Raw genomic sequence first — 22,884 nt, 5'->3', positions numbered from 1 at the left:
GTCACCGCCCGACGGCGTACCCCTGCATGCCGCGGGGGTTGGCGCCGGCGCGCAGCACTCCCGTGGCGGGGTCGCGGGTGACGGCGCACAGCCGTCCCTCGCTCCACCCCGGTCCGAGCTGTACGTCGTGACCGCGGGCCGACAGCTCGCGCGCCACGGCCGGGTCGATCCGGTCCTCGATCACGAGCACACCCGGCTGCATGCCCCGCGGGTAGAACGAGCTGGGGACCGCCTCGCTGTGCCAGGCGGGTGCGTCGATGGCGTCCTGTAATGCGTTGCCCTGAGCCAGGACTCGCAGTAGGAAGAGCAACTGCCACTGATCCTGTTGGTCTCCGCCCGGCGTACCGCAGGCCATGGACGGCGCGCCGTCGCGCAGCACCAGGGTGGGGCTGAGGGTGGTCCGCGGCCGGCGGCCGGGCGCGAGAGACGCCGGAAGGCCCTCCTGCAGCCGGAACATCTGTGCGCGGGTGCCGAGGCAGAAGCCGAGCTCGGGGATGGTGGGCGAGCTCTGCAACCACCCGCCGCTCGGCGTTGCCGAGATCATGTTGCCGAAGCGGTCGACCACGTCGACGTGGCAGGTGTCGCCGCGTTGCGCGGTGGGTGTTGCCACAGTGGGTTCACCGACGGTGGAATCGTTTGCCGCAGAATCGGTTTCCCCCAATCCGTGGGGGAGCACCGGGGTCCGGCCGCCGGGGGAGCCCGGCCGGATCTCCATCGAGGCGTCCGCGCCGACGAGCGCGGCGCGCTGAGCGGCGTACGCCGGGTCGAGCAGGTCGGCGAGCGGGACGTCGACGTCGCCGTAGAACGCCTCGCGGTCGGCGAAGGCGAGCTTCATGACCTCGGTCGTGGTGTGCACGCCATCGGCGCCGAGCAGATCCAGCTCGGACGGGTCCCCGAGCGCGTCCATCATCTGCAGCGACTGCAGCAGCACCGGCCCCTGGCCCCACGCACCTGTCTTGGCGACGGTCGCGCCCGCCCAGTCGAGGGTGACGGCGGTCTCCCAGGTGGCCTCGAACCCACCGAGGTCTTCACTGGTGATGACGCCGGCGTGGGCCGCGCCGCTGGAGTCCAGGAAGGACCCGCGGGCGAAGCGGTCGACCGCGTCGGCGACGAAACCGTGCGACCACGCACGCCGGGCGCCCTCGATCCGGCTCACCCGGTCGGTGCCGGCTGCGGCACCTTCGGCCAGCAGGCGGCGCAGGGTCGCGGCGTACGCGGGGTTCGTCACCAACGAGCCCGGTGTGGGTGCCTTTCCGCGCGGCAGCCAGGTGCTCGCGGAGGTGGGCCAGTGCTCGGTGAACATGCCCGCCACGCGTTCGATCGTGGCGCTGACGGCGGGGAGCACCGGGTGGCCGGCCTCGGCATACCCGATGGCCGGCTCCAGCACGTCGGACAGCTCCCAGGTGCCGTGGTCGCGCAGCAGCACCAGCCAGGCGTCGACGGCGCCGGGGATGGCCGCGGCCAGGAGGCCGGAGCCGGGCACCTGGTCCAGGCCCTCGGCGCGGTAGTGCTCGATGGTGGCTCCCGCCGGCGCCGGGCCCTGGCCGCAGAGCACCCGCGGGGTCGGGTCGTCGGCGGTGGCGACGATGGCGGGCATGTCGCCGCCGGGGCCGTTGAGGTGCGGCTCGACCACGTGCAGCACGAAGCCCGCGCAGGCGGCCGCGTCGAAGGCGTTGCCGCCGCGTTCGAGCACGCTCATCGCCGACTGCGACGCGATCCAGTGGGTGGAGGAGACCATGCCGAAGGTGCCCGCGAGCGTGGGGCGCGTGGTGAACGTCATGCGTTCACAGCGGCGTTCGGCTTCATGACGCTCAGCAGCTCGTAGCCGACGTGCGAGGCGGCGATGCCGGTGATCTGCGCGTGATCGTACGCCGGCGCCACCTCGACGATGTCGGCCGAGACGACGTTCGTGGCCACCAGCGCTCGCAGGATCGCGAGCAGCTCCCGGCTCGTCAGGCCGCCGGCCTCCGGGGTGCCGGTGCCCGGCGCGTGTCCCGGATCGAGCACGTCGATGTCGATCGAGACGTAGACCGGGGCGTCGCCGAGCCGCGCGAGCATCGCTTCGATGACCCCGCGCGTACCGAGCTCGTCGAACTGGGTGGCGTGGATGGTGGCGAAACCGAGGTCGGCGGACTCCGGCAGGTCGCGCGCGTCGTAGAGCGGGCCGCGGATCCCGATGTGCAGGCAGTGGTCCCGGTCGAGCAGCCCCTCCTCGGAGGCCCGCCGGAACGTCGTGCCGTGGGTGTGCGGGGCACCGAAGTAGGTGTCCCACGTGTCGAGGTGGGCATCGAAGTGCAGCACCGCGATCGGGCCGTACGCCGCGTGCATCACCCGCAGCAACGGCAGGGTGATCGTGTGGTCGCCGCCGAGCGTGAGCAGCCGTCGTCCACCGGCGGTCAGCTCCGCCGCGTCCCGCTCTATCTGCCCGATCGCGTCCTCGATGTCGAACGGGTTGGCCGCGATGTCGCCGGCGTCGACCACCTGCTGCAGGTCGAACGGCGCCACGTCGAGCTCGGGATTCCATGGGCGCAGCAGCCGCGAGCTCTCCCGGATGTGCGAGGGCCCGAAGCGGGCGCCGGGCCGGTAGCTCACGCCGCTGTCGAACGGCACCCCGACCACCGCGACGTCGTAGTCCTCGACGTCCTCCATGTCCTCGCGGCGCGGCAGCCGCGCGAAGGTGGTGAGCCCGGCGTACCGCGGGGTCTTGCTGGCGTCAGTCGGACCGACGGGCATCGGGGCTCTCCTGCGGGGTCGTGGCGACCGGATCGGACCCGGCCGCTCTCTGCAGGATGCTCTCACCACGTCGGGAGCGTTCGACCGTGTAGGCCGCCGCGACGGCCAGCATCGCGACCGAGATCGGCCACGTCCACCAGCCGGGGCGTTCGAGGGTCTCGACCAGCTCGAACGTCTCGTGGATGCCGATCAGGCTCGCGCCGCCGGCCACCATCGCCCAGCCCGTCGCGCGGTTGGTGAAGGCGAAGACCACCTCCAGCTCCGCGGGCTGCAACCGGCGCATGACCTCCTGCCGGTACGCGCCCGAGGCCCGTCGGTGCAGCACGTAGCCGACCGGTGGGATCAACCACCACCAAGGCGAGACGTCCGGTTCGTCGACACGATCCGCCGCGCCCTTCATCGCCGACCGCGCGACGTCGACGTCGAGCTCCTGCAACTCCAGCGACGCCTGCAGGATCGGGCCGGCCACCAGGAGCCACGCTCCGAGGAAGGCGCACCACGCCGTCACTTCGTGCATGGAGGGGAGCCTTCCATGCTCTGCATGACCGCATGGGCGCCCGGACGAGGAATGGCCGGCCCTCGTCGTACGGGGCCGGCCATCCGATGCTGGCGGAGGATGCGGGATTTGAACCCGCGAGGGGTTTCATCCCCAACACGATTTCCAATCGTGCGCACTAGGCCACTATGCGAATCCTCCAGGCGAGCAGAGGTTACCCGGTCGCGGCGGGACTGCATAAATGAGGCGTGCCCGGTGCACCCTCCGCGGTGTCCTAGACTGTTCGCCGATCCCCCACGCGGTGGTACCGCGCCGAACTCCCCCAGGGCAGGAATGCAGCAAGGGCAGGCGTGCTCTTCCAGGTGCGTGGGGGTCCTTCACGTCCGGCCCGAGGCTGACAGGGTCACGATTGTCCGCAGATCCGGGTCGACGGGTGCACGAATCTGCGGACAACCGATGCCACCTGTACGAGCTGGTCGCACTGACGGTCCCGGCGCATAGAGTTCCCCAGGTGAGCACCGCGTTGTACCGCCGATACCGCCCCGAGACGTTCGCCGACGTCATCGGCCAGGAGCACGTGACCGTGCCCCTGATGCGCGCCCTCGAGACCGGCCGGGTCAACCACGCCTACCTCTTCAGCGGGCCGCGAGGCTGCGGCAAGACCACCAGCGCCCGGATCCTCGCGCGCTGCCTCAACTGCGAGCAGGGCCCCACCCCGACCCCGTGCGGCGTGTGCGACTCCTGCGTCGCGCTGTCCCGCGGCGGCGCGGGCACGGTCGACGTGATCGAGATCGACGCGGCCAGTCACGGTGGCGTCGACGACGCGCGCGACCTGCGTGAGCGGGCGGCGTACGGCCCGGCCAGCAGCCGTTTCAAGGTCTACATCATCGACGAGGCCCACATGGTGACCACGCAGGGTTTCAACGCCCTGCTGAAGGTCGTCGAGGAGCCGCCGGAGCACGTGAAGTTCGTCTTCGCGACCACCGAGCCGGAGAAGGTCATCGGGACGATCCGGTCGCGCACCCACCACTACCCCTTCCGGCTGGTCCCGCCGCAGCGGCTGACCGAGTACATGGAGCAGCTCTGCGTCGCCGAGGGCGTGCAGGTCGAGCCGGGCGTGCTGTCCTTCGTGACCCGCGCCGGCGGTGGATCGGTGCGCGACTCGCTGTCCGTGCTCGACCAGTTGATCTCCGGATCGCAGGACGGCGGCCTCACCTACGCCGGGGCGGCCGCGCTGCTCGGATTCACCGATGGCGAGCTGCTCGACGCCACCATCGACGCGCTCGCGGTGTCCGACCCCGCCGCGACCTTCCGTCAGATCGGCCGGGTCATCGAATCCGGCCACGATCCGAGGCGATTCGTGGAGGACCTGCTCGAGCGGCTGCGCGACCTGATCATCGTCGCCGCCGTCCCGGACGGGGTCGCGCAGGTGCTGCGCGGAGTGCCGGAGGATCAGCTCGAACGGATGCGCGAGCAGGCCGCCGCATTCGGCGCCGAGACCCTGGCCCGGGCCGCGACCATCGTCAACGCCGGCCTGACGGAGATGACCGGGGCCACTGCCCCGCGGCTGCAGCTGGAGCTGATCTGCGCCCGCGTGCTGCTGCCGGGGGCGAGCGGCGAGGAGGGGTACGCCGCGCGGCTGGACCGTCTCGAACGCCGCCTCGCGATCGGCGCCGTGCCGGGCGCCCGGCCCACCGCGTCCGCGTCCGATCCGACCACTGCGCAGCCCTCGACACCCGCACCGGAGCCGTCGAACCCTGAAGTCCCGGTGCCCCACCCGCCGCTGGAGCAGCCGACACCACCCGCCGGACCGGCCGAGCCGGCTCCGGCGCCGGCGCCGACACCCACCCCGGAGCCGACGCCCGACCCCGAGCCGTCGCCCGTGCCCGACCCCACGACCGTCCCGCATCCGAGTCCCGCGCCCGACCCGGACATGCCGGACGAACCGGACGAACCGGACGAGGCGGGAGCAGGCGGCGAGCCCGTCGACGTGCGGTCCGAGGGGCGCGACATCCCGGAGGTGGCCGACCCCGTGGGCGTCGCACCGGGCGGTGCGGGCCAGGGACCGGGTGGGCCGCCGTCGGCCCAGCAGTCGGCTGTCGGGGGAGGGCTCGACACCGACGCGATACGCCGGGCCTGGCCGGATGTGCTCAACGCCATCGCGCGGATCAAGCGGGTGACCTGGGCCCTGCTGAGCCAGCACGCCCACGTGCTGGAGTACGACCCGCCGCAGCTCGTGCTCGGGGTGAGCAGTGCCGGGCTGGCGCAGACCTTCGAGCGAGGGTCGCACCGCGACGTCGTACGGCAGGCGCTGCAGGAGGCCCTCGGCGTGACCGTGACGGTGACGGCCCGCACCGACAGCGGCGCACCGACCGGCACGCCGCAGCCGGACGATCTCGCCCCGGCGCGGCCGCCTGCCGAGCGTGCCGATCCCGGCGGACAGCAGGACGCGCAACCGGCCGCGAATGACACCGGCGCGGAGACGTCGGACCCGCAGCCCGCGGCACCCGTGGCCGCGCGCCGCCCCCAGCGCTCCGCGCCGCGCAAGCGGTCCGAGCCCGAGGTCGAGCCGGGCGGATGGGGCGCGAGCAGTGCGCCGGCGCCGAGCTGGGCCAGCGAGCCGGCCGCGCAGCAACCCGCGGCCGGAGTTTCCGCGACCGCCGTCCCGATGGCCGATGAGGACGAGGGATCACGAGACGACGAGGACGTCGAGGACGCCGGTGAGGTCGGCATCCCCGTGGTGACCTCGATCCTCGGTGGCGTGGTCATCGAGGACCAGCGGGACTGACCTGTGCTCTACCGCGCCGCCAAAGGCACCGTCTCCCCCGTCGTACGCGCGCTGTGGCGCCCGCAGGTCGAGGGCGCCGACAACGTGCCCCGCCAGGGGGAGTCCTCCTGGCGAGCAATCACCTGTCCTTCATCGACAGCGTGGTGATCCCGTTGGTCGCCCCGCGCCAGGTCCGCTTCCTGGCGAAGTCGGACTACTTCACCGGCACCGGCGCGAAGGGCACGGCCTCACGCCTCTGGTTCGAGACGATGGGGATGATCCCGGTCGAGCGCGACGACTCCCAGGCCGCCGCCAAGTCGCTCGAACTCGCCCTGCGGGTGCTGGCCGCCGGGGATGCCTTCGGCATCTACCCCGAGGGCACCCGCTCGCGGGACGGACGTCTCTACCGCGGGCATACCGGTGTCGCCCACCTGGCCATGACAGCAGGTGTGCCGGTGGTGCCGGTGGGTCTGATCGGCACCGACAAGGTGCAGCCCGTCGGCGACAACCGGGTGCACCGGGAGCGGTTCACGGTGCGTTTCGGCACGCCGATCGATCCGGCGGGCCGGTGGTCCGGTGTGCCCGCCGGCCGGGCCCGACGTGAGCTGACCGACGAGGTCATGGACGCCATCGCCCGGTTGTCCGGGCAACCGCGCGCCACGGCGTACAACGAACGGCCCTCCACCGTCGCGTGATTCACCGTCGTTGCCGGCAGAGCCTTGTCGATACCTAGACGATCTGGGTATGGTCCGAGCATGGGAACCGAACTTCTGCGGGGGCACCTGGAAGGGCTCCTGCTGGCCGTCCTGGTCGACGCGCCCGGTCACGGATACGCGCTCAGCCAGCGGCTCGGCGAGCGCAGCGGCGGCACGCTCTCGGTGCCGGAGGGGTCGCTCTACCCGGCACTGCAGCGCCTCGAGCGCGCCGATCTGGTGACGAGTGCGTGGAGCGTCACCGACGGGCGGCGCCGGCGCGTCTATCGACTCAGCCCGACCGGGCGCCGGGCGGCGACCCGTTCCGCGCAGGAATGGCAGGCCTTCTCGGCGGCGGTGGACCGCGTGATCGGGGGACTCGCGTGAGCGCCGTCGAGGACTACCTGGCCGAGCTGCGGCTCCTGCTGCGGGTGCGCGGATCTGTCCGACGCCGGCTGTTGGTGGAGTGCCGCGACCACCTCGAGGAGTCCGCTGCCGCAGTGGGGCCGACAGAGGCCGTACGCCGCTTCGGCGACGCCGCCGAGATCGCGGCGTCGCTCGACGCGGAGGTCGCCACGCGGCGAGCCCAGCGTGCGACTCTCGCCTCCGCGGTCGGGGTCATCGCGGTCGGCGGTTCGACGCTGGTCGTGCTGAACTCCACGACCGCCGCGACGACCGGGTCGATCGGCTGGGCGGTGACCTTCTTCGCCGCCGCACAGGTCGCCGTCGTGTCCCTCGTGCTGGCGGTGGTGCAGGCGGGCGCCCTGCGCGGTCGGCCGGCGAGCGCCGGGGAGGTGTCGCTGCTCTGCGCCCGGAACGGCTGCGCGCTGCTCGCCGCGGCGGTCACCCTGTTCGCGGCCGCCGGCGCGGTGCCGGGGCACGGCGCGGCGGTCCTCATCCTCGGCGGGCCCATCCTCGCCGCCCTGGCGGCCACGAGCGTCCTGCGGGCCCGATCGGTCATGCGTGGCTACCGGCGACCGGGGGATCGGCCGGTGCGGTCGCCGCTCGCCGACCTCGGTGCGCTCACCCACCTCTCACTTCCGGAGGTGGGCCCCGGTCGGTTGCTCGTGCCGACGGCGCTCTTCGCGGCTGCGGCGGCCTTCGCGCGCGACCGGGCCGAGCACTCGGCGGTGCCCGCCGCTCTCACGACGGCGGGGGTCGAGATCGTGCTGGTGGTCCTCGGGATGGCGCTGCTCGGGCCGGCGCTCGGCCTGCGCGCGCGATGGCATCACCTCTGACGCCGAGCGCTCAGAGATCGCCTGCCAGCCGGGACAGGAACGGCACGCAGGTCGCGCCCAGCGGCGTCGCCCAGTAGTAGACCCAGGTGCCTCGGCGCTCGCAGTCGACCAGGCCGGTATCGCGCAGCTTGCGTAGGTGATGGGAGACCGTCGGCTGAGAGACGCCGGCGTCGGGGATGTCGCAGACGCAGACCGGGTTCGGATGCGCGGCAATGTGGCTGAAGAGCAGCAGCCGGATCGGGTCGGCCAACCCCTTCAAGACGTTCGCCACGTCCTCGCAGCGGTTGGCCGTGAGGGGCGCCTCGCCGGGCGCCACGCGCGCCCGAGGGGTCGTCACATCGCGTACCGGGATGAACGTCACCCCTCTATATTGACAAATATCGAACTAGCGCGCCACCCTCTCTGCATCGACGTGTATCGAAGCAAGGAGCAGTCCCATGAGTGATCCGATCGTCATCCGCGAGGAGGTCCGACGCAGATACGCCGAGTCCGCCCGAGCCGCGGCCGAGGGGGCCACTTCCTGTTGCGGCACCAACCTCCACGACCAGAACGTCACCCCGGACGGTCGGGCGGTCTTCGGTGCCGGCCTGTACGCGGGCGCGGACACCGGGGCCGCGGGCGCTGCGGTCGAGGCGTCGCTCGGATGCGGTGTCCCCACGGCGGTGGCCGACCTCGCGGCCGGTGAGATCGTCCTCGACCTGGGCGCGGGTGCCGGGGGCGACGTGTTGATCTCCGCGCGGCGGGTCGGGCCCACCGGTCGGGCGATCGGGCTGGACATGACGCAGGAGATGCTCGATCTCGCCCGCCGGAACGCCGCCGACGCGGGCGTCACCAATGTGGAGTTCCTGCACGGCTATTTGGAGGAGATCCCGCTGCCGGACGCCTCGGTGGACGTGGTGATCTCCAACTGCGTCATCAACCTGGCCGCCGACAAGGCCGTCGTACTGGCCGAGGCCGCGCGGGTGACCCGGCCAGGCGGCCGGTTCGCGGTCTCCGACGTCGTCGCCGACACGGACATGGACGAAGCAACTCGCGCCGACGTGGCGGCCTATACCGGCTGCATCGCCGGGGCGCTGACCGAGCACGAGTACCGCGACCTGCTCACCGCGAACGGCTGGGGCGAGGTCGAGATCCGCTACACCCACGCGGTCCACGAGCACGCGCAGGCGGCGATCGTGCGGGCGGTGCGCACGTGAGCGTCGCCACCGCGCCCCGCCCGGCGGTCGACCAGGGAGTCATCGCCAAGCTGTCGACGCTGGACCGGTGGTTACCTGCCTGGATCGTCGCCGCCATGGCGATCGGCCTGCTGCTCGGGCGGCTCATCCCCGGACTGTCCGGGGTGCTGTCGGCGGTCGAGGTGCAGGGCGTCTCGCTGCCGATCGCGATGGGGCTGCTGGTGATGATGTATCCGGTTCTGGCGAAGGTCCGCTACGACCGCCTCGACCAGGTCGCAGGGGATCGGCGCATGCTGATCAGCTCGCTGGTCCTGAACTGGCTCGTGGGACCCGCGCTGATGTTCGCGCTCGCGTGGGTGTTCCTCGCGGACCTGCCGACCTACCGGACCGGGCTGATCATCGTCGGGCTGGCCCGCTGCATCGCCATGGTCGTCATCTGGAACGACCTGGCATGCGGGGACCGGGAGGCCGCCGCCGTGCTCGTCGCCCTGAACTCCGTCTTCCAGGTCGTCATGTTCGCGGTGCTGGGCTGGTTCTACCTCTCGGTGCTGCCGGGGTGGCTCGGGCTGCAGCAGACCCGGCTGGACGTGTCGGTGTGGCACATCGCCGGTTCGGTCCTGGTCTTCCTCGGCGTGCCGTTGCTGGCCGGTTTCCTCTCGCGCCGCATCGGCGAACGCCGTTGGGGCCGTGCGCGGTACGAAGCGGCGTACCTGCCGCGGATCGGGCCGTGGGCGCTCTGCGGGCTGCTCTTCACCATCGTGGTGCTCTTCGCCCTCCAGGGGCACCAGGTCACGTCACGACCGCTGGACGTCGCCCGCATCGCGCTGCCGCTGCTGGTCTACTTCGCGCTGATGTGGGGCGGCGGCTACGTCCTCGGCCGCTCCCTGGGAATGGGCTACGCCCGGACGACGACGCTGGCGTTCACCGCGGCCGGCAACAACTTCGAGCTGGCGATCGCGGTCGCGATCGCCACCTTCGGCGTCACCTCCGGGCAGGCGCTGGCGGGTGTCGTCGGGCCGCTCATCGAGGTGCCGGTCCTCGTGGGACTCGTCTACGTCTCGCTGGCCCTGCGCTCGCGGTTCCCGGTGGAGCTCGCCGATGCCTGACCCCTGTGTGCTGTTCGTGTGCGTGAAGAACGCGGGCAAGTCCCAGATGGCGGCCGCGCTGCTGCGGCAGCTGGCCGAGGGTCGCGTCGAGGTGCACTCCGCGGGCACCCGGCCCGGCGGCGGGCTCAACGACCTGTCCCGGCGGGTCGTCGAGGAGGTGGGTGCCTCCATGGACGGCGAGTCGACCAAGCCGGTCGATCCGGACCTGCTGCGGTGTGCCGACCACGTCATCGTCGTGGGCTCGGAGGCGCGCCTGCCTCCGGTCGCCGGCATGCGCGCTCCGATCACCACATGGGAGCTCGACGAGCCGGCCGATCGCGGGGTCGACGGGATCGAGCGGATGCGCCTCCTGCGCGACGAGATGGCCGAGCGGGTCCGCCGGCTGCTGGCCGAGATCTGATCAGATGATCCCGGAGTCGCGGTGACGAGCGGCGGACTCCCGGATCTGCGGCGTCAGATCCGCCTCCGGGACCCGCACCGCCATCTCCCACCTGTGGTGGATCGGGCAGCGCTGCAGGCGCCTTCGTCCCAGCCGGACGGCCTTGAACGACACCCATCGTCTCCAGACGGTCTCGTAGTAGTCACCGCCGGAGCACTGCACCACGGTCCAGTCGCGCGCCATACCCTCAAGGGTAGGCACCTTCGACCGGCCCGGACCGTCCCTTCTCGGAGTGCCCGGCTCGACACCGTCGGATCGGTCGACGCCCGGGAGGAAGGGAGTCCTGATGAACGGCAGGGTGGTGTCAGCCTGAGCCCGTAGGCTGTCCGGTTGTGTACGAAGGTGTGGTCCAGGACCTGATCGACGAGCTCGGCAGGCTGCCGGGCGTCGGTCCGAAGTCGGCACAGCGCATCGCGTTCCATCTGCTGCAGGCCGACCGCGCCGACGTACAACGTCTCAGCGAGGTGCTGGCCGTGGTCAAGGACAAGGTCCGCTTCTGCGACCTGTGCTTCAACGTCTCCGAGGACACCCTGTGCCGCATCTGCGGCGACTCCCGACGCTCGATGAGCCTGATCTGCGTCGTGGAGGAGCCCAAGGACATCATGGCCATGGAGCGCACCCGGGAGTTCCGGGGCCGCTACCACGTGCTCGGCGGGGCCATCAGCCCGATCGACGGCATCGGCCCGGACGATCTGCGCATCACCGAGTTGATGCGACGCCTCGGCGCCGAGCCGATCGAGGAAGTCATCATCGCCACCAACCCCAACCTCAACGGCGAGGCGACCGCGACCTATCTGTCGCGGCTGCTGGCGCCGCTGGGCATGCCGGTCTCGCGCCTGGCCTCGGGGCTGCCGGTGGGCGGTGACCTGGAGTACGCCGACGAAGTGACGCTGGGCCGCGCCTTCGAAGGTCGCCGGTTGATCGGTGGCTGAGGTAGACGCCCGGACCCGGGCGGAAGTCGACGCCGGCCAGGGGGCACAGGCGTCCGACCAGTGGCGGGAGATCGCGCGGCGGTACGCCGGGATGGCCGGCGGGTTCTTCGTCTTCGCCCTCCTGGTGCACGTGCCCGGCTACTTTCACCAGCTCTACGACCCCGACGAGGCCACGATCGCCGACCAGGCGATCACCCTGCAGCACGGCGGGCGGCTCTACATCGACGCCATCGACCGCAAGCCGCCCCTGCCGACCTACCTCTACCACGCGGCGTTCGCGATCTTCGGCAACGTCGACCTACGCCCCGTGCACCTCGTGGCGGCCCTCCTGCTGGCCGTGGCGGCCTGCGCCGTCGCCGCCGACGTCAGCCTTCGCACCCGTGCGCAACGTGTGTGGGCCGGGGTGCTGATGATCACCGCCGCGGTCGCGTTCCTTCCCGACGCCGGCCAGGCGGCCAACTACGCCCACTTCGCGCTTGCGCCCGGAGCGGTGGCGATGGTCCTGGCCCGGCGGCGTTCCAAGCGCGCGGCGGCCCTCGCCGGGCTGGCGCTCGCGGTCGCGGTCCTGTGTCGCCAGACCTGGCTCATCGGGTTGCTGCCGGCGGGGATGGCCGTGGCTCGTTCACGCCGCTGGTCCCACCTGGGGTGGATGTTCGGTGGGTTCGCGGTCGGCATTGGCGTCGTCGTCGCCTGGCTTCCGACGGCCGATGTGTGGCACTGGGTGTTCGCCTCCAACGAGGGATTCCTGCTCACCGGTCCGAACTGGTCCATGGTGGCCGTCAGCTTCTTCGGTGGCCTGGCCCTGCTGGTGGGACTGCACCTGCCGCTGCTGATCCCCGTGGCGCTGCGTGTCAGGGCTGCCGGCTCCCTGCGACAGGCGGTGCAGGTGGATCGGGACCTGTGGATCTGGTGGGCGACGGCGACGGTCGCCTGGATCTCCGGCTTCCGCTTCTTCGCCCACTACTGGATCCAGTCGCTACCGCCGCTGGTGCTGCTGGCCGCGCCCACCGCGGCCCGCATCACCGGCCGCCTGCGCTCCTGGATCCTCGCGCTGCTCGTGGTGGTCACCACGGCCGCCGTGGTGGCCGGATTCACCCCCGGCACCTTCCGCACCCTGCCCAACACGACGCCGCTCGCCAAGTACGTCGCGGCCCACTCCCGTCCCGACCAGCCGATCCTGGTCTGGGGCAACCTGCCGCAGGCGCAGTGGGAGTCCGACCGGCCGCTCGGCGGGGCGTTGGTGCACTCCGACTTCGTCACGGGGGTCTCGGGCAATCGAACGACCGACCCGAGCACGGTGTCCGCGACCACGCCCGGCGCCTACAAGGCCGTGCTGCGCTCGGTCTACACCCACCCGCCGCAGCTGGTGCTCGACACCTCGACCGCCGACCTGCGCGCGTACGGCGGGCAGTACTACGACGGCAAGTACCCGCTGTCGGTCTTCCCGCAGCTGAAGTACTTCGTGGACACCTACTACACGCGGGCGGCGCGCGTGAACGGCGTGACGATCTACCGGTTGCGTCAGGAGTACTCGGGCAACAACGGAGCGGGTTCGTAGGCTCCGCGGCCCTGCAGCGTGCGGTGGATGCCGTACGCAAGGCCGAGCACCGCCGCGCCGGCGACCCCGTCGAGCGCGAAGTGGTTGGCCGTGCCGATGACCACCGTGAACGTCAGCAGTGGGTAGAGCATCGCGACGTACCGCACGATCCGGTGCTTGGCCAGGTTGAAGACGGTGAGGCCGCACCACAGAGCCCACGCACAGTGCAGGCTCGGCATCGCGGCGTACTGGTTGGTCACCGCGGCGACGGAGGCGTGCCCCCAGGATCCGAAGGTGTGGAACTGCACCAGGGTGTCCACGAAACCCGAGCCCAGCAGGCGCGGGGGCGCCATCGGGACGAGGTAGAACCCGCACAGCCCCAGCACGGTCGTGGTCACCAGCACCGTGCGCGCCGAGCGGTAGACGCGCCGCTGCCAGAAGAAGAGCCAGATCAGGACGCCGCCGGTGATCGGTAGATGCAGGAACGAGTAGTAGCCGTTGGCGAGGCGGGCTATGTCATCGTGTGCGGCGACGAAGTGGTTGAGGGACAACTCGAAGTTGATGTGCAACTTCTGGGTCAGGTGCAGCACCCGCAGCCCGCGGTCGATCGCTGCCGTCTCGTGGTCCGGCACGAGGTTGCGCAGACGCTCGTAGATCATGTCCAGGATGACCAGGATCGCGATCTCGTGCCACCAGACGGGCGCCCTGAAAGTGCGCAGCGAAGCAGGCAACAGCGCACGATGCCCGACTTCGGGCATGGTGGTCACCAACCCCGGGGTGCGACTTGACATCCGATAAGGATGCCACCGGCGGCCGACAAACGCACCTTTGCTCCCGCCGTCAGCGTGTTATAAGCGCGCTGTGAACCGCGTCACCTTGTTTCGGGGGACCTCCTCCGGCGGTGTGCCGTCCCGCCATACGGGCATCGTGCATCTCGGATTCTGGGCTCACTACGCTTGCTGAGCGTGAGTCTCGTGGTCCAGAAGTACGGCGGGTCGTCGCTGGCCGACGCCGACAGCATCAAGCGTGTGGCGCGCCGCATCGTCGACACCCGCAAGGCCGGCAACCAGGTCTGCGTGGTCGTCTCGGCGATGGGCGACACGACCGACGACCTGCTCGAACTGGCCGACGCCGTCTCGCCCGCTCCGCCGTCCCGCGAGCTCGACATGCTGCTGACGGCCGGTGAGCGCATGTCGATGGCGCTGGTGTCGATGGCCATCGCCAATCTCGGCGACTCGGCCCGCTCGTTCACCGGTTCGCAGGCCGGTGTCATCACCGACGACGTGCACGGCAAGGCCCGCATCATCGACGTGACCCCCGGCCGCATCGAGGAGGCCCTGGGCGACGGGCACATCGTCATCGTCGCCGGCTTCCAGGGCGTGAGCCAGGGCAGCAACGAGATCACCACCCTCGGTCGCGGCGGCTCCGACACCACCGCCGTCGCGCTCGCCGCCGCGTTGAAGGCGGACGTCTGCGAGATCTACACCGACGTCGACGGCATCTTCACCGCCGATCCGCGGATCGTGCCCACGGCGCGCAAGATCGACCGCATCACCAACGAGGAGATGCAGGAGATGGCGGCCTCGGGCGCCAAGGTGCTGATGCTGCGGTGCGTGGAGTACGCGCGGCGCTTCGGTCTGCCGATCCACGTGCGGTCCTCGTTCAGCCACCGCGAAGGCACCTGGGTCGTCGACCCGTCCTCCGCCTCAGAGTCAGAAGGAGCACCCGTGGAAGACCCGATCATCGCCGGCGTCGCGCACGACCGCAGCGAGGCCAAGATCACCGTCGTCGGGGTCGCCGACTCGCCGGGCAAGGCCGCGCAGATCTTCCAGGCCATCGCCGCGTCGCAGATCAACATCGACATGATCGTGCAGAACGTCTCGGCGCTCTCGACCGGTCAGACCGACGTGTCCTTCACGCTGCCCAAGACCGACGGCCAGCGGGCGGTCCAGGTGTTGCAGGCGGCGCGCGACCACATCGGCTTCGAGTCCCTGCAGTACGACGACCAGGTCGGCAAGCTGTCCCTCGTCGGCTCGGGCATGCGCAGCCACCCGGGCGTCAGCGCCACACTCTTCCAGGCGCTCGCCGACTCCGGCATCAACATCGAGATGATCTCCACCTCGGAGATCCGGGTGTCCGTGGTGACCCGCGACGACCAGTTGGACGACGCGGTCCGGGCGGTCCACACGGCGTTCGGGCTGGACGCCGCGGACGGCGAGGCCGTGGTCTACGGGGGAGCGGGCGATGAGCGCCGCACCGCAGCGCGCACTGCACGTCGGGGTCGTCGGCGCCACCGGTCAGGTCGGGGCGGTCGTCCTGCGGCTGCTCGCCGAGCGCGATTTCCCCGTCGCCTCCCTGCGCCTCTTCGCCTCGGCGCGTTCGGCCGGCAGGTCGCTCACCTGGCAGGGGCGCGACTACGTCGTCGAGGACGCTGCCGCCGCCGACCCGAGCGGACTGGACATCGCGATCTTCTCCGCCGGTGGATCGACGTCCAAGGCACTGGCGCCGAAGTTTGCCGCGGCCGGCGTCGTGGTCATCGACAACTCCTCCGCCTGGCGTGGCGACCCGCAGGTGCCGCTGGTGGTCAGCGAGGTCAACCCGGCCCGGATCGCGGGCCCTGCCAAGGGCATCATCGCCAACCCGAACTGCACCACCATGGCCGCGATGCCTGCGCTCAAGGTGCTCTCCGACGAGGCGGGCCTGCAGCGGCTGACCGTCGCGACGTACCAGGCGGTGTCCGGGTCCGGACTCGCCGGCGTCGAGGAGCTGGCCGGCCAGATCCGGCAGGGCGTGCGGGCCGGCGACATCGAGGGCCTCGCGCTGGACGGCGGCGCCGTCGAGCTCGGGCCGGCCACGACGTACGTCGCGCCGATCGCCTACAACGTGCTGCCGATGGCCGGCTCGGTCGTCGACGACGGGTCGCTGGAGACCGACGAGGAGCAGAAGCTGCGCAACGAGTCGCGCAAGATCCTCGAGCTTCCGGACCTGCGGGTCTCGGGCACCTGTGTGCGCGTCCCGGTCTTCACCGGACACTCGCTGGCCGTGCATGCCGAGTTCGAACGGCCGATCAGCCCGGCCCGCGCGACCGAACTGCTCGCGAAGGCCCCGGGGGTGGCTCTCGCCCAGGTGCCGACACCGTTGGACGCGGCAGGTCGAGACGCCACATATGTCGGTCGCATCCGGCAGGATCAGGCAGTGGAGGACGGGCGCGGGCTCGTGTTCTTCGTGTCCGGCGACAACCTGCGCAAGGGAGCCGCCCTCAACACGGTGCAGATCGCCGAGGTCATCGCCGCGGCGCAGTGACGGGGGAGGGCACGTCTGACATGACGCGCGACGGAGCGACCCTTGCCGTGGTCGGGGCCACCGGACTGGTCGGCCAGACACTGCTCGGCGTCCTGCCCATGGGCCGCGACGTGTGGGGCGAGGTGCGGCTGCTCGCCTCGTCGCGTTCCTCCGGGCGCACCGTCGACGCCGCCGGTCGCGAGCTGCAGGTGCGCGGCCTGGACGACCACGCGTTCGACGGTGTGGACGTCGCGGTCTTCGCCGCACCGCCGGAGGTCGCCCTCGAATGGGCGCCCCGCGCCGTGGCGGCCGGTGCCGTGGTGGTCGACAGCTCCGGCGCCTTCATCGACCACGACAACGTGCCGCTGGTGGTCCCGGAGCTCAACCCGGCGGCCACCAAACGCACGGGCGCGCGCATCCTCGCCAGCCCGTGCGCGACGACCCTGACGATGATCGGGGTCCTCACGTCGCTGCACCGCAGGTGGCGCCTACAGGAGCTGGTCGTCTCCACCTACCAGGCCGTCTCCGACGCGGGGTCGATCGGTGTGCAACGCCTCTACGACGAGGCGAACGCGCTCGGTGGCGACCGCAGCGTGGGGCAGTACCCGGGCGACGTACGCCGCAAGCTCTCCGATCTCTCCGGCGCCAGCCCGTTCCCGGCGCCGATCGCGTTCAACGTCGTCCCGTGGGTCGGCGGTCAGGGTGACGGTGAGTCCTCCGCGCAGGAGCTCGCCGTACGCGCCGAGCTGCGGGCGCTGCTGGAGACGCCGACGCTCAAGATCGCGACGACCTGTGTGCAGGTGCCGGTCACCACGACCCACTCGATGACCGTGCACGCCACGTTCGAGCAGCGGTTGCACCGGGAGGACGTCGTCCAGGCCCTCACCCAGGACGCCAACTCCGTCGTCGTGCTGGACGACCCGCGTTCCGAGGAGTGGCCCACGCCGGTCGACGTGGTCGGTTCCGATCCCGTCTTCGTCGGTCGGGTGCGCCAGCTGGAGGACTTCCCACGGTCGGTGCAGTTCTTCGTGTGCGGCGACAACCTGCGCCGGGGGTCTGCGCTCAATCTCCTGGAGATCGCCGAGCTCGTCGTCAGCTGACGGGTCCACCGCCGGGCCCCCTGAACCCGGCGGTGGCTGCGACGTCAGTCGGTCGCCCGCAGCGCCACCACCGGCGGCACCGAGACCGCCCGCCGGGCCGGCGGGCGCGACGCGACCAGCACCAGGGCACCCCCGGCGACGGCCACGGCCGCGAGCGCCACCCACGGGACACCCCAGACGAAGCCGCTGCTCATCGCACCGACCAGGGACTGCGCCCCCACGGATCCGTAGACGACCCCGATCGCCGCGCCGAGGATGACGGCGGTCGCGGACAGGGCGATCGACTCGCGGGTGATCATCGCGCGTACCTGCACCGCGGTGAATCCCAGCGACCGCAGCAGACCGATCTCGCGACGTCGCTGGATCACGGTCAGCGACATCGTGCTGACGAAACCGACCGCCGCGATGATCGAGGAGATCACCACCAGGCAGACGAGCACGGCCGTGATGATCGCCATCACCTGGTCGGTGTGATGCCGTTGCGCGGCGCTCAGGCCCGACGCGGCATCCATCGCAGCACGCAGTGCCGACATGCCGGAGGCGATCGTGGTGATCAGCACGACCCCGACGATCAGCCCGATCGTCGAGCGGGTGGTGCGCGACGGGTCGGCGACGGCGTTGCGCCGGGCGATGAGGCTGGGCGGTCCGCCGCCGAGCAGCCGGCCGAGGGCGGTGACCACCCACGGGATGAGGAAGCGGGCACCGACGATCACGCCCGTGCCCGACACTGCCGCGCCGAGGAAGGCGCAGAGGAACCCGGACGTCGACATCCGATCGCCCAGTGCCACGGCCATCATCAGGAGGACGACGCCCGCGCCGATCAGGGTCACGGTGAGCGCGGCCCGCACGACCGTCGTACGGCGTGCCGGGTCCACCTGTGCCTGGACCGCGCTCAGCGCCTGGACCGGAGCGACGTGCAGCACGGCTCGCGACCCGATCCAGCCGGCGCCGACCGAGCACAGCGCGACCGCGGCGATCGGCAGCGCCAGCAGGGGTACGGCCCACCGGTAGGGCAGGTCCGGAAGTGCTCCGCGGTGCACGAGCACGACGCGGACGACGTCGGTCAGCAGCACACCGGCCAGCACCCCGAGGCAGGCGCCGATGGCCCCGGCGCGCGCCGTGCTGCGGCGTACCGACCGGCGCAGGCCGAGGCCGTCGGCGCCCAGCAACCGCAGCAGCGCGATGTGCTGCAGGCGCCCGGCGATGACGGTGGTCACGCACCCCGTGATGACGACGGCGGCGACGTAGAGCGCGATACCGATGAAGACCGGCGAGACGATCCCGAGCAGCATGGCGACGTCTCCGTCGCCCTGGGTCGAGCTGATCGAGGCCAGGATCGAGGAGGTCATGATCAGCGTGGCCGCGTAGCACCCGCTGAGACCGGCCACCAGGGTGACCGTGCCCAGCTCGCGCACCGAGCCCAGCACCGGCGGCACCCGGGTCATGCCACACCCTCTTCGACGTCGATCAGCAGCTGCGAGATCTGCTGCGGGGACAGGGCCGCGTGGTCGGCGACGATGCAACCGTCGGCGATCACCAGGATGCGGTCGGCGTACGACGCGGCGAGCGGGTCGTGGGTGACCATGGCGATCGTCTGCCCGTACTCCCGTGCCGCGGTGCGCAACAGAGCGAGCACCTCACGTGAGCTGCGGGAGTCCAGGTTGCCGGTCGGCTCGTCGGCGAAGATCACCTGCGGCCGGGAAGCGAGCGCACGAGCGATCGCGACGCGCTGCTGCTGTCCGCCGGACAGCTGCGCCGGACGGTGGGCGGTGCGCTCCCTCAGACCGAGGGTGGTCAGCAGGTGGGCGATCCACTCCCGCTGGTCACCGTCGATGGTGCGTTGCGCGAGACGGAACGGCAGTTCGACGTTCTCGACCACGGACAGCGTGGGCACCAGGTTGAACGCCTGGAAGACGAACCCGACCCGGTCGCGCCGCAGGACGGTCCGACCCGCGTCGTCCATCGCGTGCAGTGCCTCGCCGGCGAGGTGCACCTCCCCCGAGGTGATGTCGTCCAGGCCGGCGGCCACGTTCATGAAGGTGGACTTGCCCGAGCCTGAGGGGCCCATGATCGCGGTGAAGTCGCCGTCGAAGATGTCGACGGTGACCTGGTCCAGAGCGCGCACGGCGTCCGGGCCGGTGCCGTAGTGCTTGTCGACGCCGCGGAAGGAGACGACGGCGCGGTGTGGCTGGGTGACGGGGTGGATCGACCGGGTCGGGTTCATGACGACGACCCTGCCGCAGCCGCGGGCCGCGGACATCCGCCTGACGGGCTATCTGTCTACATCTGCGGAGGTATGTCGGACGAGTCGCGGGACGCGTGACGCTCGCGGTACGCCGCGACCGCGGCCGCGCTGTCCTCGGCCATCAGGTCCATGTGGATGGCGGCCCCTGCCGCCGAGCCGGCCGAGGCGGAGGTGACGACCTGGGCCATGAGATTCGCCAGGTTGCCCGCCGCCCACACACCGGGAGTCCCGGTCAGTCCCGTCGGGTCGGTGGGCACGTAGGTACCCACCGACACCCCGCCCATGTCCAAGTCGCTCGTCCGTAGGTCGAGATCCGCCAGCAGATCGCTGCGACCGCGCACGAACGGAGCCACCGCGAGTGCTTCGCGGGCCACGACGTCCCCGGTGGCCAGGCGCACTCCCGTCAGGGCGTCGTCAGCGGTCTCGACGCGCTCGACGGAGCCCACCACATGAGGCACCGAGAGGGCCGCCAGCACCTCCAGCTGCTCCTCGGTGGGGTCCGGTGCGGTGTGCTGGAGGTAGATGACATCGTCTGTGAGGGTGCGGAAGAGCTGTACCGCGTGCAGCGCGGTCGGACCGGATCCGATCACACCGATCGCCTGGTCGCGTACCTCCCATCCGTGGCAGAACGGGCAGTGCAGCACGTCTGTGCCCCACCGCTCCCGCAGGCCGGCGATATCGGGCAGTACGTCCACGACGCCCGTGGCCAGGAGCAGTCTGCGGGCCGACACGGTCCTGGTGCCGCAGTCCTGCACGTCGATGGTGACGGTGAAGCGCGGACCACCCGCCCCCGACGGTGGCACGACCGCGGCCGAGACGGCCGTGCCGTTGACGATCTGCACCCCGTATCCCGCTGCCTCGGCGCGTCCGATCTCAGCGAGCCGGGCCGGTGCCGTGCCCTCGGCGTAGAGGTAGTTGTGCACTCCCTCGGCCGGACCGTTGCGCGGAGCGCCGGCATCGACCAGCAGGACCGTACGCCGGGCGCGCGCCGCGATCTTGGCACCGCTCAGTCCTGCGGCTCCGCCACCGACCACCACGAGGTCGAGGACATCGGTCTGATCGAAGGATGCGGTCACGCGGGGACTCCTCGGCGAAGGGTGCCGGAGCGGGTGTCGCATCCGGTATCGCCAGCATGGAAGCCGCCCGGCCGTAAGAGCAAGGTGGTTTGCCACTACGGCAAAGAGCAGAGCGCGCCCCGGTCGTCCCGTAGCGCCGTTGCTCACCACGCCGCGGCGACCTGACGTGCAGCGTCAGAGCAGGCCGTGCTCGTAGGCGTAGACCACCAGTTGCACGCGGTCGCGCAGCTGCAGTTTGGCCAGGATCCGGGAGACGTGCGTCTTGACGGTCGCCTCGGACAGTGTTTCGGCAGAGGCGATCTCGGCGTTCGACAGACCGGTTGCCGCCCGCAGGAGGATTTCCCGCTCGCGGGCGGTGAGGGCGTTGTACTCCGGGCCGGGCGCGGCGGCCGTCCTGGTCTTGAACCGGTCGAAGAGGGAGCGCGTGGCACCCGCCGCGACCACCTGGCTGCCGTCCGCCACGGCACGGATGGCCGCGAGCAGCAGCTCCGGCTGGGTGTCCTTGAGGATGAAACCGCTCGCGCCGGCGTCGATCGCGTCGGCCGCGGACTCGTCGAGGTCGAAGGTGGTCAGCACCAGCACCCGCGGGGTCTGCTCGGTGGCGTTCGCACGGATGCGCCGGGTCGCGGCGACTCCGTCGACTCGGGGCATCCGCACGTCCATCAGCACCACGTCGGGCCGGGTACGTCGGACGAGGTCGATCGCGTCCGCGCCGTCACCCGCTTCGCCGACCAGCTCCAGGTCCGGCTGGCTGGCTGCGCACCACCATGGCGATGCCGGCCCGGAACAGCACCTGGTCGTCGACCAGTGCGACCTTGATGGTCACCGGCTCTCCTTCTGCTGTGCCGGGATGTGCGCCACGACCCGGTGCACGCCGCCTGAATGGTCGATGGTGAGCGTGCCGCCGGCGAGGCCGGCGCGTTCGGACATCCCGATGATGCCGTGGCCGGTCTGCGAAGGGGGACCGGCGTCAGGGCGGATCGCGTTGGAGACGCGCAATCGGTAGTCGTTCGACCAGTCCTGCTCCACCAGTACGGGGCGGGACAGATCTCCGTGCTTGAGCGCGTTCGTCAGGCACTCGCTGAGGATTCGATAGGCCGTCAACGCGATGAGCTCCGAGGGCCGGCGCACGCCCGTCTCGCGCACCTCCAGCCGCATCCCGGAGGCCCGCATGCGCTCGAACAGGTCCTCCTGCTGGCCGTAGCCGAGTCGGGCGCCGGGCGCCTCGCGGTTGCGCAGCTCGGTGAGGATGGTGCGCACGTCGGCCATCGCCGACCGGGCCGTCTCCCCGATGACCTCCAGGGCCCGTTCGGCCTCCTCCGGAATGGACTTCATCGTGTACCGCGCACCGTCCGACTGCGCCGCCACCACCGCCCACGAGTGCGCCACCACATCGTGCATATCGGCGGCGATCCGCGCCCGTTCCTGCTGCTGGTCCAGCGCCTCGGCCAGACGCAGCCGCTCGGACTCCTCCAGCCGGGCGTCGATCCGGGCCTGCACCCTCTGCCGGCTCTGGAAACGCAGGAACCCGACGATCCAGCCGCCTCCGCAGACCACGGCGGCCGACATGGCGACCGCGAGGACCGCGACGGGTTCGAGACCGAGCCGGGTGCCGCTGCCGAAACGCATGAGTGGGGCGGCGATGCCGGCCACCACGGGGGCGACGGCCGAACCGACGAGACCTGTGCGCCGGAACACCGCACGACGGTCCGCGCCGAGTGTGAAGTAGAGGGGCGCGTACGCCAGGTCGGCGAGCGGGACGAGCTCTGCTCTCCCCAACTGGATGACAGCTCCCAGCACCGCGAAGCCGATCATGAGCGGCAGGGACAGTCGGCGGGTCACCAGGGCGAGGGCCAGCGCAACGACCGTGGCCCACGCCGAGGCGCCGTAGGTGCCGGCTGCGGCCGCGCAGACGACGACGAAGAGGGCGGCCGCCAGGAGGTCGGCCTGCACGCGCCGCGGAGACACCCCGCCGTCTCCCCACACGTCGGCCGTGCTCATGGATCGCTTCCCGTTCCTCGATGGTCTCGGCACGACGCGGTCGCCCTGCGAGGTACGACCGTACG

22 protein-coding genes, 1 tRNA gene, 1 other RNA gene and 2 pseudogenes are annotated in these 22,884 nt (G+C 71.3%); 14 read left to right on the top strand and 12 right to left on the bottom strand.

The window, feature by feature from the left end; translation table 11 throughout:
* Position 1: 1 nt before the first annotated feature.
* The 4 genes from LVQ62_RS01785 to LVQ62_RS01770 all read right to left on the bottom strand — a co-directional run bounded on the left by LVQ62_RS01785 (position 2) and on the right by LVQ62_RS01770 (position 3,430).
* Complete coding sequence (locus LVQ62_RS01785) at positions 2–1,780, bottom strand: gamma-glutamyltransferase family protein (protein WP_233764150.1); 1,779 nt, start codon at positions 1,778–1,780, stop codon at positions 2–4.
* Positions 1,777–2,733: an agmatinase gene (speB, locus tag LVQ62_RS01780; RefSeq protein WP_233764148.1), complete on the bottom strand. Its 957-nt coding sequence runs from the start codon at positions 2,731–2,733 to the stop codon at positions 1,777–1,779. The genes LVQ62_RS01785 and speB overlap by 4 nt, the downstream gene beginning before the upstream one ends.
* Positions 2,714–3,250, bottom strand: a complete 537-nt coding sequence (locus LVQ62_RS01775) for a hypothetical protein (protein WP_179478561.1) — start codon at positions 3,248–3,250, stop codon at positions 2,714–2,716. Before LVQ62_RS01775 ends, speB begins: the two co-directional genes overlap by 20 nt.
* A gap of 90 nt (positions 3,251–3,340) precedes the next feature.
* A tRNA-Ser gene (locus LVQ62_RS01770) sits at positions 3,341–3,430 on the bottom strand.
* 87 nt (positions 3,431–3,517) lie between these two features.
* On the opposite strand from LVQ62_RS01770, the gene ffs reads away from it, so the two are divergent.
* From ffs to LVQ62_RS01745, 6 genes are all read left to right on the top strand, one after another.
* Positions 3,518–3,608, top strand: an RNA gene (gene ffs / locus LVQ62_RS01765) — signal recognition particle sRNA small type.
* A 132-nt stretch (positions 3,609–3,740) separates the two neighbouring features.
* Complete coding sequence (locus LVQ62_RS01760) at positions 3,741–6,017, top strand: DNA polymerase III subunit gamma and tau (RefSeq protein ID WP_233764146.1); 2,277 nt, start codon at positions 3,741–3,743, stop codon at positions 6,015–6,017.
* A gap of 3 nt (positions 6,018–6,020) precedes the next feature.
* Entirely contained in the window at positions 6,021–6,164 is a 144-nt protein-coding gene (locus LVQ62_RS17680) for a hypothetical protein (protein ID WP_370639658.1), read from the top strand.
* Positions 6,158–6,691: a lysophospholipid acyltransferase family protein gene (locus LVQ62_RS01755; RefSeq protein ID WP_370639657.1), complete on the top strand. Its 534-nt coding sequence runs from the start codon at positions 6,158–6,160 to the stop codon at positions 6,689–6,691. The genes LVQ62_RS17680 and LVQ62_RS01755 overlap by 7 nt, the downstream gene beginning before the upstream one ends.
* Positions 6,692–6,751: 60 nt before the next feature.
* Entirely contained in the window at positions 6,752–7,075 is a 324-nt protein-coding gene (locus LVQ62_RS01750) for a PadR family transcriptional regulator (RefSeq protein WP_233764145.1), read from the top strand.
* Complete coding sequence (locus tag LVQ62_RS01745) at positions 7,072–7,926, top strand: hypothetical protein (protein WP_233764142.1); 855 nt, start codon at positions 7,072–7,074, stop codon at positions 7,924–7,926. Before LVQ62_RS01750 ends, LVQ62_RS01745 begins: the two co-directional genes overlap by 4 nt.
* A gap of 10 nt (positions 7,927–7,936) precedes the next feature.
* On the opposite strand, the gene LVQ62_RS01740 is transcribed toward LVQ62_RS01745, so the two are convergent.
* Positions 7,937–8,287 carry a helix-turn-helix transcriptional regulator gene (locus LVQ62_RS01740; protein WP_233764140.1) on the bottom strand — a complete coding sequence of 117 codons (351 nt, stop codon included), beginning with the start codon at positions 8,285–8,287 and terminating at the stop codon, positions 7,937–7,939.
* Between the two features lie 76 nt (positions 8,288–8,363).
* Between LVQ62_RS01740 and arsM the strand changes: the two genes are divergently transcribed.
* From arsM to LVQ62_RS01725, 3 genes are read left to right on the top strand one after another with little or no spacing between them, the layout of a single operon-like run.
* Positions 8,364–9,122: an arsenite methyltransferase gene (gene arsM / locus LVQ62_RS01735; RefSeq protein ID WP_233764137.1), complete on the top strand. Its 759-nt coding sequence runs from the start codon at positions 8,364–8,366 to the stop codon at positions 9,120–9,122.
* A complete protein-coding gene (gene arsB, locus LVQ62_RS01730) occupies positions 9,119–10,207 on the top strand; it encodes an ACR3 family arsenite efflux transporter (protein WP_304504472.1) in 1,089 nt (362 codons plus the stop codon). Before arsM ends, arsB begins: the two co-directional genes overlap by 4 nt.
* A complete protein-coding gene (locus tag LVQ62_RS01725) occupies positions 10,200–10,607 on the top strand; it encodes a low molecular weight phosphatase family protein (RefSeq protein WP_233764136.1) in 408 nt (135 codons plus the stop codon). The genes arsB and LVQ62_RS01725 overlap by 8 nt, the downstream gene beginning before the upstream one ends.
* On the opposite strand, the gene LVQ62_RS01720 is transcribed toward LVQ62_RS01725, so the two are convergent.
* A complete protein-coding gene (locus tag LVQ62_RS01720; protein ID WP_233764135.1) occupies positions 10,608–10,829 on the bottom strand; it encodes a hypothetical protein in 222 nt (73 codons plus the stop codon).
* 149 nt (positions 10,830–10,978) lie between these two features.
* Between LVQ62_RS01720 and recR the strand changes: the two genes are divergently transcribed.
* Complete coding sequence (recR, locus tag LVQ62_RS01715; RefSeq protein ID WP_208051659.1) at positions 10,979–11,578, top strand: recombination mediator RecR; 600 nt, start codon at positions 10,979–10,981, stop codon at positions 11,576–11,578.
* Positions 11,571–13,136: a hypothetical protein gene (locus tag LVQ62_RS01710; RefSeq protein ID WP_233764134.1), complete on the top strand. Its 1,566-nt coding sequence runs from the start codon at positions 11,571–11,573 to the stop codon at positions 13,134–13,136. The genes recR and LVQ62_RS01710 overlap by 8 nt, the downstream gene beginning before the upstream one ends.
* Here LVQ62_RS01710 and LVQ62_RS01705 read toward each other — a convergent pair.
* Positions 13,100–13,906 carry a phosphatase PAP2 family protein gene (locus LVQ62_RS01705; protein WP_233764133.1) on the bottom strand — a complete coding sequence of 269 codons (807 nt, stop codon included), beginning with the start codon at positions 13,904–13,906 and terminating at the stop codon, positions 13,100–13,102. The genes LVQ62_RS01710 and LVQ62_RS01705 overlap by 37 nt on opposite strands.
* A gap of 174 nt (positions 13,907–14,080) precedes the next feature.
* Between LVQ62_RS01705 and LVQ62_RS01700 the strand changes: the two are divergent.
* The 3 genes and pseudogenes from LVQ62_RS01700 to LVQ62_RS01690 all read left to right on the top strand — a co-directional run.
* Positions 14,081–15,358, top strand: a pseudogene (locus LVQ62_RS01700) (aspartate kinase); the annotation flags it as partial.
* A gap of 1 nt (position 15,359) precedes the next feature.
* A complete protein-coding gene (locus LVQ62_RS01695) occupies positions 15,360–16,418 on the top strand; it encodes an aspartate-semialdehyde dehydrogenase (RefSeq protein WP_233767596.1) in 1,059 nt (352 codons plus the stop codon).
* Positions 16,419–16,438: 20 nt separating this feature from the next.
* Positions 16,439–17,497 carry an aspartate-semialdehyde dehydrogenase gene (locus LVQ62_RS01690; protein WP_233767594.1) on the top strand — a complete coding sequence of 353 codons (1,059 nt, stop codon included), beginning with the start codon at positions 16,439–16,441 and terminating at the stop codon, positions 17,495–17,497.
* A 44-nt stretch (positions 17,498–17,541) separates the two neighbouring features.
* Here the strand turns inward: LVQ62_RS01690 and LVQ62_RS01685 are convergent, their stop codons facing one another.
* The 5 genes and pseudogenes from LVQ62_RS01685 to LVQ62_RS01665 all read right to left on the bottom strand — a co-directional run bounded on the left by LVQ62_RS01685 (position 17,542) and on the right by LVQ62_RS01665 (position 22,819).
* A complete protein-coding gene (locus LVQ62_RS01685) occupies positions 17,542–18,942 on the bottom strand; it encodes an ABC transporter permease (protein WP_233764132.1) in 1,401 nt (466 codons plus the stop codon).
* Positions 18,939–19,721, bottom strand: coding sequence for an ABC transporter ATP-binding protein (locus LVQ62_RS01680; RefSeq protein WP_233764131.1), 783 nt, complete (start codon positions 19,719–19,721; stop codon positions 18,939–18,941). Before LVQ62_RS01680 ends, LVQ62_RS01685 begins: the two co-directional genes overlap by 4 nt.
* 56 nt (positions 19,722–19,777) lie before the next feature.
* Entirely contained in the window at positions 19,778–20,818 is a 1,041-nt protein-coding gene (locus LVQ62_RS01675) for an NAD(P)/FAD-dependent oxidoreductase (protein WP_233764130.1), read from the bottom strand.
* A gap of 174 nt (positions 20,819–20,992) precedes the next feature.
* Positions 20,993–21,587, bottom strand: a pseudogene (locus LVQ62_RS01670) (response regulator).
* A gap of 53 nt (positions 21,588–21,640) precedes the next feature.
* Positions 21,641–22,819 (bottom strand): histidine kinase, encoded by a 1,179-nt coding sequence (locus LVQ62_RS01665; protein WP_233764129.1) that lies wholly within the window; start codon positions 22,817–22,819, stop codon positions 21,641–21,643.
* Positions 22,820–22,884: the final 65 nt, after the last annotated feature.

Origin of the sequence: Allobranchiibius sp. GilTou73 (assembly GCF_021391335.1) — a bacterium.
Taxonomy (GTDB): Bacteria; Actinomycetota; Actinomycetes; order Actinomycetales; family Dermatophilaceae; genus Allobranchiibius; species Allobranchiibius huperziae.
This window is presented reverse-complemented; position numbering and strand designations above follow the sequence as displayed.

What these genes read in the sequence shown, in the direction of transcription:
- LVQ62_RS01785 (WP_233764150.1), bottom strand. Translation starts at nt 1,780, where the DNA reads ATGACGTTCACCACGCGCCCCACGCTCGCGGGCACCTTCGGCATGGTC.
- speB (WP_233764148.1), bottom strand. Translation starts at nt 2,733, where the DNA reads ATGCCCGTCGGTCCGACTGACGCCAGCAAGACCCCGCGGTACGCCGGG.
- LVQ62_RS01775 (WP_179478561.1), bottom strand. Translation starts at nt 3,250, where the DNA reads ATGCACGAAGTGACGGCGTGGTGCGCCTTCCTCGGAGCGTGGCTCCTG.
- LVQ62_RS01750 (WP_233764145.1), top strand. Translation starts at nt 6,752, where the DNA reads ATGGGAACCGAACTTCTGCGGGGGCACCTGGAAGGGCTCCTGCTGGCC.
- arsM (WP_233764137.1), top strand. Translation starts at nt 8,364, where the DNA reads ATGAGTGATCCGATCGTCATCCGCGAGGAGGTCCGACGCAGATACGCC.
- LVQ62_RS01725 (WP_233764136.1), top strand. Translation starts at nt 10,200, where the DNA reads ATGCCTGACCCCTGTGTGCTGTTCGTGTGCGTGAAGAACGCGGGCAAG.
- LVQ62_RS01720 (WP_233764135.1), bottom strand. Translation starts at nt 10,829, where the DNA reads ATGGCGCGCGACTGGACCGTGGTGCAGTGCTCCGGCGGTGACTACTAC.
- LVQ62_RS01705 (WP_233764133.1), bottom strand. Translation starts at nt 13,906, where the DNA reads ATGTCAAGTCGCACCCCGGGGTTGGTGACCACCATGCCCGAAGTCGGG.
- LVQ62_RS01695 (WP_233767596.1), top strand. Translation starts at nt 15,360, where the DNA reads ATGAGCGCCGCACCGCAGCGCGCACTGCACGTCGGGGTCGTCGGCGCC.
- LVQ62_RS01690 (WP_233767594.1), top strand. Translation starts at nt 16,439, where the DNA reads ATGACGCGCGACGGAGCGACCCTTGCCGTGGTCGGGGCCACCGGACTG.
- LVQ62_RS01685 (WP_233764132.1), bottom strand. Translation starts at nt 18,942, where the DNA reads ATGACCCGGGTGCCGCCGGTGCTGGGCTCGGTGCGCGAGCTGGGCACG.
- LVQ62_RS01680 (WP_233764131.1), bottom strand. Translation starts at nt 19,721, where the DNA reads ATGAACCCGACCCGGTCGATCCACCCCGTCACCCAGCCACACCGCGCC.
- LVQ62_RS01665 (WP_233764129.1), bottom strand. Translation starts at nt 22,819, where the DNA reads ATGAGCACGGCCGACGTGTGGGGAGACGGCGGGGTGTCTCCGCGGCGC.